The 11,799-nt window shown below is 33.2% G+C and carries 12 protein-coding genes; 3 read left to right on the plus strand and 9 right to left on the minus strand.

Going from position 1 to position 11,799, the window contains the following annotated elements:
• Window positions 1-48 precede the first annotated feature (48 nt).
• The gene (tamL, locus tag C4F50_RS10105; RefSeq protein ID WP_193846515.1) at window positions 49-2,601 is read right to left on the minus strand and encodes a translocation and assembly module lipoprotein TamL; all 2,553 of its coding nucleotides are present in this window, start codon (window positions 2,599-2,601) and stop codon (window positions 49-51) included.
• A 37-nt stretch (window positions 2,602-2,638) separates the two neighbouring features.
• Between tamL and C4F50_RS10110 the strand changes: the two genes are divergently transcribed.
• Window positions 2,639-3,367 carry a TrmH family RNA methyltransferase gene (locus C4F50_RS10110; RefSeq protein ID WP_193846517.1) on the plus strand — a complete coding sequence of 243 codons (729 nt, stop codon included), beginning with the start codon at window positions 2,639-2,641 and terminating at the stop codon, window positions 3,365-3,367.
• Window positions 3,368-3,376: 9 nt separating this feature from the next.
• Here the strand turns inward: C4F50_RS10110 and porT are convergent, their stop codons facing one another.
• From porT to C4F50_RS10130, 4 genes are all read right to left on the minus strand, one after another.
• Window positions 3,377-4,093: a type IX secretion/gliding motility protein PorT/SprT gene (porT, locus tag C4F50_RS10115; protein ID WP_193846518.1), complete on the minus strand. Its 717-nt coding sequence runs from the start codon at window positions 4,091-4,093 to the stop codon at window positions 3,377-3,379.
• Between the two features lies 1 nt (window position 4,094).
• Complete coding sequence (ubiE, locus tag C4F50_RS10120) at window positions 4,095-4,826, minus strand: bifunctional demethylmenaquinone methyltransferase/2-methoxy-6-polyprenyl-1,4-benzoquinol methylase UbiE (RefSeq protein ID WP_193846519.1); 732 nt, start codon at window positions 4,824-4,826, stop codon at window positions 4,095-4,097.
• Window positions 4,827-5,401: 575 nt separating this feature from the next.
• Complete coding sequence (locus C4F50_RS10125) at window positions 5,402-5,884, minus strand: dihydrofolate reductase (RefSeq protein ID WP_193846521.1); 483 nt, start codon at window positions 5,882-5,884, stop codon at window positions 5,402-5,404.
• Window positions 5,885-5,896: 12 nt separating this feature from the next.
• Complete coding sequence (locus C4F50_RS10130) at window positions 5,897-6,241, minus strand: 2TM domain-containing protein (protein WP_193846523.1); 345 nt, start codon at window positions 6,239-6,241, stop codon at window positions 5,897-5,899.
• Window positions 6,242-6,479: 238 nt separating this feature from the next.
• Here C4F50_RS10130 and C4F50_RS10135 point away from each other — a divergent pair, with 238 nt between their 5' ends.
• Window positions 6,480-6,776, plus strand: a complete 297-nt coding sequence (locus C4F50_RS10135; RefSeq protein ID WP_193846525.1) for an isoamylase early set domain-containing protein — start codon at window positions 6,480-6,482, stop codon at window positions 6,774-6,776.
• A 29-nt stretch (window positions 6,777-6,805) separates the two neighbouring features.
• Here the strand turns inward: C4F50_RS10135 and C4F50_RS10140 are convergent, their stop codons facing one another.
• The 4 genes from C4F50_RS10140 to C4F50_RS10155 form a co-directional block, all read right to left on the minus strand.
• Complete coding sequence (locus C4F50_RS10140; protein WP_193846527.1) at window positions 6,806-7,657, minus strand: thymidylate synthase; 852 nt, start codon at window positions 7,655-7,657, stop codon at window positions 6,806-6,808.
• Between the two features lie 60 nt (window positions 7,658-7,717).
• On the minus strand, window positions 7,718-8,341 hold the full coding sequence (locus C4F50_RS10145) for a bifunctional nuclease family protein (protein ID WP_194139141.1): 624 nt from the start codon (window positions 8,339-8,341) through the stop codon (window positions 7,718-7,720).
• 164 nt (window positions 8,342-8,505) lie between these two features.
• Window positions 8,506-9,474 (minus strand): electron transfer flavoprotein subunit alpha/FixB family protein, encoded by a 969-nt coding sequence (locus tag C4F50_RS10150; RefSeq protein ID WP_193846529.1) that lies wholly within the window; start codon window positions 9,472-9,474, stop codon window positions 8,506-8,508.
• Between the two features lie 71 nt (window positions 9,475-9,545).
• On the minus strand, window positions 9,546-10,292 hold the full coding sequence (locus tag C4F50_RS10155) for an electron transfer flavoprotein subunit beta/FixA family protein (protein ID WP_193846530.1): 747 nt from the start codon (window positions 10,290-10,292) through the stop codon (window positions 9,546-9,548).
• 501 nt (window positions 10,293-10,793) lie between these two features.
• On the opposite strand from C4F50_RS10155, the gene C4F50_RS10160 reads away from it, so the two are divergent.
• A complete protein-coding gene (locus C4F50_RS10160) occupies window positions 10,794-11,771 on the plus strand; it encodes a pyruvate dehydrogenase complex E1 component subunit beta (protein ID WP_193846532.1) in 978 nt (325 codons plus the stop codon).
• Window positions 11,772-11,799: the final 28 nt, after the last annotated feature.

Below are 11,799 nucleotides of genomic sequence, written 5' to 3' on the forward strand. Positions count from 1 at the left end.
TTTAGTTGTTTTTAGTTTTTAGGTTGCAAAAATAAGAATTAATTAGCATTAGAACGGATAATTTATCCCAAAATTTAAAACCGAATGACCAAAATTGTATTCTTTAAACCAACGATCACCCTTGTCATGCGCCGGATTATAAGTCTTAAACCCTAAATCTAAACGAATAACAAAAAAGCTTAAATCGTATCGTAAACCAAATCCTGTACCCAAAGCAATTTCATCTAAATCGTTTAAGTTGTCAAATTTTGCTTTCTCATCTACAACATTATCGAGCACATTCCAGATATTTCCGGCGTCTGCGAAGATCGCTCCTTTAACATCTCCGAAAATTTTAAAACGGAATTCGCCGCTCAAAGCAATCTTCATATTGGCCTCGTTAAAGTCATTTACGGCATTTGTGCTTCCCGGTCCTAAAGCATAGGGCTGCCAAGCTCTATTATCGTTGGAACCTCCTGAATAATAACTTCGTGAAAACGGAATATAATTGGAGTTTCCGAACGGAATCGCAATTCCGAAGAAACTTCTAACAGCAAGGACTTTTTCTTTTCCAAAATCCCAGTGTTTAATGTAATCAAATTCGGTTTTAATGTATTCTGAATATTCTAAATTGAATATTTCGTAATTGCCTCTGGCGTTTTTCGGCAGATTTCCAATAGAAGAAACAGCAGACAATAATGTTCCGGCAGATTCAATTTTTGCTCTTATCTGATAAAAAGTATTGTCGGCAAGATCTTTTTTGGTTGTTTTTGTAAAAGTGTAATTTGTTGCCAGAATAAAGTCATTTTCGGTCAAACGAATTCTTCTTTCTTCGATGCTTTCAACTTCTTGGTATTGCGGGTCTGATGGTGTTAAGGCTGTTTGGCCTGTTAATACATCAGTAATAAATTGATTTGTTCCGGCAGGAATTGTTAAGTCTCCGTTATCTTCAACTGGCGCGTTCGTGTTGTAGGTTTTAGCAATATCATTCAAATCATCGTAAGAAGAAGTATATACATTGAAATAATTGCCCGGATTTAAATTGCGGACAAACTGTGCGTTTAATAATTCTAATTTTGCAGTGTTATAACGTTTAGGAGTCCAATTGTAAGCGATACCGCCGGTGAAATTTTCCTTATCTAAACCAATATTACGCTGCTTAGAAAAACCAGATGTAATCTGTGTAGAAGGAATCATACTCTTCGGAATAATTTTTTCTGTTCCAAAAGGCAGCAGGATTCTAGGAAAATTCAATTTTAGATCCAGGCCATATTCCGAAACATTAAAAAAGTTATTGTTCGGATTGGCCATATCTCTAGATGAACCAATGTTAAGACGGGCCGATATTTCTAAGGTCTCGGCACGATTAAAAACATTTCGAATCGTTTCAGAAACACTCGCTCCAATTCCAAAATCCTGAATATTTGAATGTGTGAAGTCAAGCGTTGCTCCAAAACTATATTTTTTTCTTGGAGTCAAATATACATTTGCGATTAAAGACTGCGCAGTAGAATCTCTTTTGTCTAATTCGTATTGAATTGAAGGATAATTAAAAATTCGAAGATTATTTAAGTAACGGGATGATAAAGTAGTTCTAAAATCAGCAAATGTGCTTCCTTTAGTTATAAAAATAGCATCAGTAATTGCTCTTGGTTTGTATTTAAGCTGTTTGTAACTGTAAAGGTTAAAATTATTGTAGGTTGTACTGTCTGTTGGTTTTTTCTTAGCATTGGCTGCAGAATAATCAGTATAAATATTAACGTCGCTTATTTTGTATAATTTAAAAGGTTCTGTGCGGCTCGAATCCCTTTCTTGTATATTATTGTTGTTGATAATCAAAGTAACATCAGCCTTGTTTTTTTTGCCGATAGTATCAATATCATAAGTTACATAAGTAGGCTGAAAATAATAAGCACCATGATTTCTAAAATAAGTCGTAATTCGGTTTTTTTCGTCCTCAAAATCGGTAGTTTTGTATTGTTTTCCAGATTTTATAAGAGATGGTTCTGGATTCGTTTTGTATAATGAATCTAATGCCGGTGTTTTTATATTGGTTCTAATAGTATCTAAAATATAACCGGGACCAGTTGTAATATTGTAGTTAACAACAGCCTTTTTTCGACCGATGCTGTCTATATCGTAATCTGTCTGAACGTTAAAAAAGCCATTATTAAAATAGTAATATTTTAAGCGCAGCAATGATTTTTTGGTCTTTGCAGTGTCTATTATAACAGGGGGTTCCCCAGTATTTTTTAAGAACTCGTGGATTCCTTTATAATAAAAAGACTGTCCCAGTCGATCTACTTGCTTTGCAGAATATATTTTGGACATTCGCTCGTATTTGCCAGGATTGTTTTTAAACTTTGCCTGATAAGTAGAGTCAGGATTTAAATTGGCTAAATTGTAAAGATTTAAACGTAAACGATAGCCAAGTAATGTTCCGTTAGGTTTTTGGTACATTTGATTGCTGGCAACTTCATCATTTGTTGGTTTGCCATTTACCAGAATATTATTTTTTACAAGAAGATTTTTTCCATCAGGAACTCTTTTTACAGCATTACAAGCGCAAATTAATATTGCAATTAGAAGAAATGCTATTATTTTTGTGGAATTGTTTTTCAAGTGTTTTTTAATATTTAATTCAAAAGTACATTATTTTATGGTTAGTAAAAACCAAATAAAGCTTATCTCTAATTTACATCAAAAAAAGTATCGTTTTGCCAATCAATTATTTTTTGCCGAAGGAGTAAAAGTAATTCAAGAATTGCTGCAATCCAATTTTGAATTAGAACATTTGTATACGACTTTAAATGATTTTGAGACAGTGCAGTCTTCAAAACGAACAGTAATCAATGATCAAGAGCTTAAGAAAATAAGTGCTTTGTCGACTCCAAATTCTTGTCTGGCGGTTTTTAAAATTCCAGCAGAAAAAACAATCATAGAATCAGATTTAATTTTGGCTTTGGACGATATAAGAGATCCAGGAAATTTAGGAACTATTCTTCGTCTTTGCGACTGGTTTGGGATTAAGCAAATCATTTGTTCCAAAGAAACAGTAGACATTTATAATCCGAAAGTTGTACAGGCAACAATGGGTTCGATTACTCGCGTAAATGTGAATTATGTTGACCTGAAAACGTATTTAAGCCAATCAAGCCTGCCGGTATTTGGAACTTTTATGAACGGCGATAATATTTATCAATCTAATCTGCCGCAAAATGGAATCATCATTATGGGTAATGAAGCCAACGGAATTTCAGAAGAAATTGAAAAAAAAGTTACCAGTCGTTTGACAATTCCAAGATTTGGAGAGCTGCAAAAAACCGAAAGTTTGAATGTAGCTACTGCAACAGCAATTATTCTTAGTGAATTTAAACGAAAGAGTTAAGAATTTGTTTTAATGAAAAGTAAAATTTATTAAAATCGCTCTAGATTTCATAGAATCAATATTATCAGTCCATGGGCTTGAGCCATTGGCAGGATTATCTCTAATTAATTCATCAGTAATACCAAACATGCCTCGCACAGAAGGAGAGAAAATAAAATATTCTGTAAAGATGTCGATTCCTAGTCCTAATTCATAAGCAGATGTCCATTGTTTTACTCTAAATTTCTGCTGGAAATTATCATCTTTAGATTTTGCATTACTAGACAAATTAAGCGTCGTAGACATTCCTCCAACTAAAAAAGGACGAATGTTTCCGGTTCTCAGGGCAGAGAATTTTAATAACAAAGGAAAATGAATATAAGTGCTGTTTACTTCTCTTAAATAATCTTTTTCCAAATTACCTATTTCTGGATAATATAAATCACGTTTTGTATAATACAACCCTGGTTCAAAACGCAGATTTATATATTCTTGCAGTCTTAAATCAGCTACCACACCTACGTTAAATCCGGTTGTTTTTTTTACCTGAATATCGCCTTTAGGAGGTGTTTTGTAATCAAATTTAAAGTCAAAACTATTGAAACCTAAGTAATAACCAAAATAAAGGCGTTGTTTCTGCCAGTTTTCAAGGTTAATAATAGGATCTTTGCTAAACATATTTTTAGCAAACTGCGAATATCCTTTTGTCGTTAAGACCAATAAAATTAAGATTACAGCTTTTTTCATACTATTTTTTAGATGCAGAATAAATCGTTGCAACGCCGAAAGTCTGCGGCATAGCTACAACATTTATAAACCCAGTTTTTCTCAAAATATTGTTTAAGGCTTCTCCATATGGAAAAGCAGCAGCAGATTCAGATAAATAACCGTAAGCATTATTATCTTTAGAAAACAATTTTCCAATTAACGGAAGTATGTTTTTGCTGTAAAATTGGTAACCTTGTTTGTATGGAAATTTGTCAGGAACTGAAGTTTCAAGTATTACAAAAATTCCGTTTGGTTTTAAAACACGTAAAATTTCTGCAAACCCTTTTTCTAGGTTTTCAAAGTTTCTAACTCCAAATCCTACAGTAATAGCATCAAAATAATCATCTTCAAAAGGCATGTTTTCAGAATCGCCGAGTACTAATTCAATTGTGTTAGATAGTTTTTTTTCGGCCACTTTCTTTTTACCAACCTCAAGCATTCCTGCAGAAATATCTAAACCAATTATCTTTTCAGCATTTGTTTGTGCTAATAAAATGGCTAAATCTCCCGTTCCTGTAGCAATATCTAAAATGACCTTTGGTTTTGTGTCCGAAACTAGTTTTAATACTTTTTTACGCCATTTAACATCAATTCCAAATGAAATGACACGGTTCAAATTATCGTAATTCCCAGAAATGTTATCAAACATTTGAGATACTTGTTCTTTTTTACCTAAGGTAGAATCTTTATACGGAGTTATTTTTTCAGACATTTTTTTTATTTAGGCAAATATAAACAATCTACGTTAACTGTAATTGAGTTTTTTAAATTGTAGATTAAATGTTTTGAGATGGGTTTACTATTAAAGCAGGTTAAAACAAATTACGGCATCCCTAAATCTAGGTATTTTGAAAATATCCCTAAATCACGGTATTGTGCAACGGACTAATTATACGCAACTTTGCTAAAGTAAAAATGATTAAAGTTTTAATGATTGATGATTGAAACTGCGACTCAATCAAATGGGTATTTTTTGCACTGGTAAGTCATTTGTTCTTGCAGATAGTTTTGAAGTATTGTTCTTGGGGGAAATACTAATTTAAAGTGCGAAATACGTTCTTAGGATTAAATTTGTTTTTGGAAATTTTAATTTTCTGCCTTTAATATCTTAGTGGTATTTGTTATTAAAGGCCTTTTGAGGCTCCGGTCTCAATTTACATTAAATGTTATTCAGTTATTTCAAATGGTTACACATTTGTGATTTTTTTTAACAAAACTATTTCTTGAACGAGTCAGGTCTAAAAAGTCAATCTTTTTTAAAAGCACCCTCCAAAAGAGGGTGTTTTTTTATTTACGAATGTAAGTTTCGTAAGTATAGTCATAAAGATGTTTATCGTCTTTAAAATTCTCTTCGGCTTCTACCAAAAGCCATTCTTCTTTGTTTATTTTAGGAAAAAAAGTATCAGCTTCAAAAGTATGGTGTACCTTAGTTAATTCTATAATGTCAGTAAAAGGCAGGGCAATATTGTAGATTTCGCCCCCTCCAATAATATAACTGTCATCATCTTCAGGGCAGATCGCGATAGCTTTTTCTATACTGTCAACGACAATGCATCCTTCAGGTTTGTAGTTTTCCTGACGCGTGATCACAACATGCGTTCTATTGGGTAAAGGTTTTGGAAAGCTTTCAAAAGTTTTTCTTCCCATAATAATGTGATGACCGGTTGTAAGTGATTTAAATCTTTTAAAATCGTTTGGCAGATGCCATACTAAATCATTATTTTTTCCAAGTTCATTGTTTTCGGCCGCGGCCACTATCATTATAATCATGGTAAGCTTAGTCTAAATTTTGGTTTCATTGTCTTCGTTGATAGAAGATTCAAGCTGGTTTATTCTTTTTTGTTGTAAAGCAACAAGTCTGTCAATTTGTTCTCTTTCCCATTTTTTGTTCATAAAACGATCGGTAATATAAACTTTTATAAAATGAAGGATAAAAATAAAAAGCCAGATTGTTATACCCCAAATGCACCAATTCTGATTTGTACTATTGCCAAAGCCAAAAAATCTATTAGCAATAAATAAAAATAAACTTCCTAGCAGAAAAAGTACAAAATGAAAATAAAGGATTTTTTTTTGTCTTAATCGTCGTCTAGCATACTCGTATTGTTCGTGCACTTCTTTTTCCATAAGATAAAAATGAGATTATAAAGTTAAAATTTATTTTTAAAAGACATCATTTTGTTATTGGAATATTTGTTTTAAAAACGACTCCATGTTTCAATTATAAAATTTAGTCCCTATTAAATTACAAATATCATTAAAAATATGTAAGATTTTTCAAATAATCGCAAATCGATTCTACCATTATCTATTTTTAATTGATTTTGTTTAATTTTAATTATATAAATCTAAAAACTAAATAGTTATGTCTTTAAAGAAACAATTTGTAAAAACGAAACCGGTATGTAAAGTTACTTTTACAATAGATGCAAAAGACGCCAATTCGGCTGCAGTTGTAGGAGATTTTAATAATTGGAATGCGGATGAAGGAACTTTAAGTAAATTAAAAAATGGAACTTTTAAGGCGACTTACGATTTAGTTAAAGATGCCATTTATGAATTTAAATATATAATCGACGGGGCGTATATAAACGATCCAGAAGCAGATTCTTATAAATGGAATGATTACGCGGGAAGTGAAAATAGTGTATTAGTTGTATAAAAAAATCCGCTTAATAGCGGATTTTGTTTTTATACAGCAACACTGCCTTTTATTGCAGGATGCGGATCGTAGTCTACTAAAGTGAAATCATTGTAATCAAAATCAAAGATGTTTTTAATCTCTGGATTTAGAATCATTTTTGGCAATGGTTTTGGCTCTCTCGAAAGCTGTAATTCTAATTGCTCAAAGTGATTGTTATAGATGTGCGCGTCTCCAAAAGTGTGAATAAAATCTCCAGGCTCCAAATCGCAAACCTGAGCAATCATCATTGTTAATAATGCATAAGATGCGATATTAAAAGGAACTCCTAGAAAAATATCGGCACTGCGCTGATACAATTGACAGGATAATTTTCCTTTTGTTTCTCCTTTTTCAGGATCCGGACTTGCAACATAAAACTGAAAAAAGGCATGACAAGGAGGCAATGCAGCTTTGTTGTTGGCAACATTTTCTTCAAAAGATTTTTTAGTATCTGGCAGAACAGAAGGGTTCCATGCAGAAACCAGCATTCTTCGGCTATTCGGATTGGTTTTTAATTCTTTAATTAATTCAGAAATCTGATCAATTTCTTCACTGTTCCAGTTTCTCCATTGATGTCCGTAAACAGGTCCTAAATCGCCGTTAGAATCAGCCCATTCGTCCCAGATTTTCACTCCGTTTTCTTGAAGGTATTGTATGTTAGTATCGCCTTTTAAAAACCAAAGCAATTCGTATATAATAGATTTTAAATGCAGTTTTTTGGTCGTAACCATCGGGAAACCTTCACTTAAATCAAAACGCATCTGGTAACCAAAAACACTTTTTGTTCCGGTTCCGGTTCTGTCGCCTTTTTGATTGCCGTTTTCTAAAACGTGTTTTACTAAATCTAAGTATTGTTTCATGTGGTAAAATCTAAAAATAATTAATCTGAAATCTAAAGTCTAAAATCTGCGATTCAGATTTTATCTCTTAGAAATTTCGTCTCTAATCTTGGCCGCTTTTTCGTAATCTTCCTGAGAAACCGCCTGATCCAAAAGCTCATTTAATTCTTGTAAAGAATGTTTTGCATAAACATCTCCAGATTGATTACTTTCTTCTTCGTGTCCAAAAGTTTCTGGGTTCGAAAGAACATCATCAATTTCCTGTGCGCCAGAATCTGTTTCGGCAGTATTTGATTTTAGATAAATTCCAGCCTTGTCTAAAATGTTTTTATAGGTGAAAATTGGAGCATTAAAACGCAGTGCCAAAGCAATGGCATCTGAAGTTCTAGCGTCAATGATTTCTTCGATTTTATCTCTTTCGCAGATCAAACTGGAATAAAAAACGCCGTCAACCAATTTGTGAATGATTACTTGTTTTACAACAATGTCAAATCTTTCAGCAAAATTTTTGAATAAATCGTGCGTTAATGGGCGAGGAGGTTTAATCTCTTTTTCTAATGCAATAGCAATAGACTGTGCTTCAAAAGCACCAATAACGATTGGAAGCTTTCTTTCGCCGTCAACCTCATTTAGAATTAAGGCATACGCGCCGTTTTGCGTTTGACTATATGATATTCCTTTTATAGATAGTTTTACTAGACTCATATATGTGAATAAAAAGGGCATTTACTGCCTCATTTTTGTACTTTTTTTGTTTGGAAAATAAAGGTGCAATTTTAGTCAAAAAATATGGAACAAAAAAGCTGCCTATAAACAAAGATACAATATCTTGTTTTTAGGCAGCAACATTTTTTGTGAGAATTCTTGAATTAAGAATGCTGTGTTTTAAAAGCTTTTAATTTCTCAATTAATTGTGGTACAATTTCGAAAGCATCACCAACAACGCCATAATCTGCCACTTTAAAGAAAGGAGCGTCTGCATCGTTATTGATCACCACTTTTACTTTAGAAGAGTTGATACCTGCAATATGCTGAATAGCACCAGAAATACCAACAGCAATATATAAGTTGGTTGCAACAGGTTTTCCTGTTTGTCCAACGTGCTCGCTGTGAGGTCTCCATCCTAAATCTGAAACAGGTTTAGAACAAGCAGTTGCTGCTCCTAAAACAGAAGCCAATTCTTCGATCATGCCCCAGTTTTCAGGACCTTTTAAGCCGCGTCCTCCAGAAACTACAATATCAGCATCGGCAATAGAAACTTTTCCTGTTACTTTTTCAACAGAATCAACTTTAATTCCGAAATCATTATCTCCAATTGCTGGGTTAAAATCTTCTACAGATCCAGCCCCTGCGTTTTCAAAGATTCCGTAAGAGTTTTTAGCCAAACCAAGAACTTTTACATCTGTACTGATTTCTGTGATATTGAAAGCTTTATTTGAAAAAGCATTTCTTTTTACTTGAAAAGGAGAAGTGCTTAATGGAAGTCCAACTACGTTTGAAGCAAAACCAGCTTCTAAAGCAACAGCTACAAGAGGCGAAAGATAAATGCTGTCTGTAGTTGAAGAAAGTAAAATTACTTTTGCTCCTTCTTTTTGAGCTGCTTGTTTAATTACATCAGCATATGCTTTTGCGTTAAAACCAGCTAGTTTGTCGTTGCTTACTTTTAATACCTTATCAACTCCGTATTTTGCTAATTCGCTTACATCACTGATGTTTACGGTAACTGCTGTTACAGTTGTTCCTAAAGCTTCGGCTACTTTTTTAGCATAAGAAGCTAACTCGAAAGCCACTTTTTTAAATTTTCCTTCTGCAGATTCTGCGTATATTAATAATGACATAATAATTTTAGATTTTAGATTTTAGAATTCAGATTCTTTAAAACTGAACACTTAAAACTGATTACTGAATACTAGATTACTTTTGCTTCGTTGTGTAATAAATTAATTAACTCATCTAAGTTATCTGGAGAAATTAATTTTACTGCCGATTTTGGAGCTGGTTTTTCGAATTTTACAGCTTTTGTATTTACTGCAGCATCAACTGGCTCAAGGATTGTAAGCGCTTTTGTTCTTGCAGTCATAATGCCTCTCATGTTCGGGATTCTCAAATCTTTTTCTTCAACAAGACCTTTTTGAGCTCCGATAATTAATGGAAGAGAAGTGCTTACAGTTTCTTTTCCGCCGTCAATCTCACGAACCGCTTTTACATTAGTTCCGTCAACAGTTAAGCTTGTGCAAGAATTTAAAAAGTTAGAACCTAAAATTCCAGCAATCATTCCAGGAACCATTCCGCCATTGTAATCCAAAGATTCTTTACCTGCAATTACTAAATCATAACCGCCGTTTTTGATTACTTCTGCCAATTGTTTTGCTACAAAAAATCCGTCAGTTGGGTTTGCGTTTACACGAATAGCTTCGTTTGCGCCAATTGCAAGCGCTTTACGAAGGGTTGGTTCAGTATCAGGACCGCCAACATTTACAACAGTAACATTGGCACCTTGTTGTTCTTGAAACCAGATTGCACGTGTAAGGCCAAATTCGTCGTTAGGATTAATCACATATTGTACGCCGGCTGTATCAAATTCTGAATCACCGTTTGTAAAGTTAATTTTTGAAGTAGTATCAGGCACGTGGCTGATGCAAACTAGTATTTTCATAAGTATATATTTTGAATTTATAATATGCTTTTACAAATTTAGAATTTAATTTGGAATAATTATACTATGCATGCATAATATTTTTTAAAACTATTACGATTTCGCAGATTATGTGATTTTGAATGATTTTCATCGGAATCTCAAAATAAAAAAGCACTCATTTTGCCTGATTATTAGGAATTTTGTAATAAGAGCGATTTGTTAAGGTTTAAAATTTTGTACGACAAATACTAAATTTGTAGTTTTTCCGTTTTAATACCAGAATTCCAAAGCAGCAAGAATTAAACAAATAAACCAAAGTTTGTCTAAAAAATAATTTAGATACATTTTAAGTGTGAATTTTACGCTATTATATCGATTTCGTAAATGATATAATAAACTCTGAAAAGCTAAAACCGAAAGACAGATTGAAGATAGTGCGATTTTAAATTCAATTTATGCTTTTAAGTTATTTAAAATATTTATTTTTGCTCTTCAGAAAATTCAACATACAATATAAATATGAGAACAATACAATTTAGAGAGGCCATTTGTGAAGCGATGAGCGAAGAAATGCGTCACGATGAATCCATATATTTAATGGGCGAAGAAGTTGCAGAATACAATGGAGCATACAAAGCTTCAAAAGGAATGCTTGCTGAGTTTGGTGAAAAAAGAGTAATTGATACTCCAATTGCCGAGCTTGGATTTACAGGAATTGCAGTAGGTTCTGCAATGAACGGAAACAGACCGATTGTAGAGTATATGACATTTAACTTTTGTCTTGTTGGTATTGATCAAATTATAAATAATGCTGCTAAAATGCGTCAAATGACAGGAGGACAATTTAATGTGCCTATCGTTTTCCGCGGACCAACAGCTTCTGCTGGTCAATTAGGAGCAACTCACTCTCAAGCTTTAGAAAACTGGTTTGCAAATACTCCAGGTCTTAAAGTTGTTGTGCCTTCGACTCCATACGATGCAAAAGGACTTTTGAAATCTGCTATTCGTGATAACGATCCTGTAATTTTCATGGAATCTGAGCAAATGTACGGTGATAAAGGAGAAGTGCCAGACGGAGAATATACAATTCCGTTGGGAGTTGCTGATATTAAACGTGAAGGAAAAGATGTAACAATCGTTTCTTTTGGAAAAATTATCAAAGAAGCTTTCATTGCTGCTGACGAATTAGCTAAAGAAGGGATCTCTTGTGAGATTATCGACTTAAGAACTGTACGTCCGATGGATAAAGATGCGATTTTAACTTCTGTTAAGAAAACAAATCGTTTAGTAATCTTAGAAGAAGCTTGGCCGTTTGCAAGTATTTCATCTGAAATCACTTATATCGTACAAGAACAAGCTTTTGATTTCTTAGATGCTCCAATTCAGCGTATTACAACTGCAGATACTCCTGCGCCTTATTCTCCAGTATTATTAAAAGACTGGCTGCCAAATGCAGGTGATGTAGTAAAAGCAGTTAAAAAAGTATTGTACAAATAACATACATTTAAAATACTCACAAAACTTC

Origin of the sequence: Flavobacterium hungaricum (assembly GCF_015182285.1) — a bacterium.
In the GTDB taxonomy this organism is placed as follows: Bacteria; Bacteroidota; Bacteroidia; order Flavobacteriales; family Flavobacteriaceae; genus Flavobacterium; species Flavobacterium hungaricum.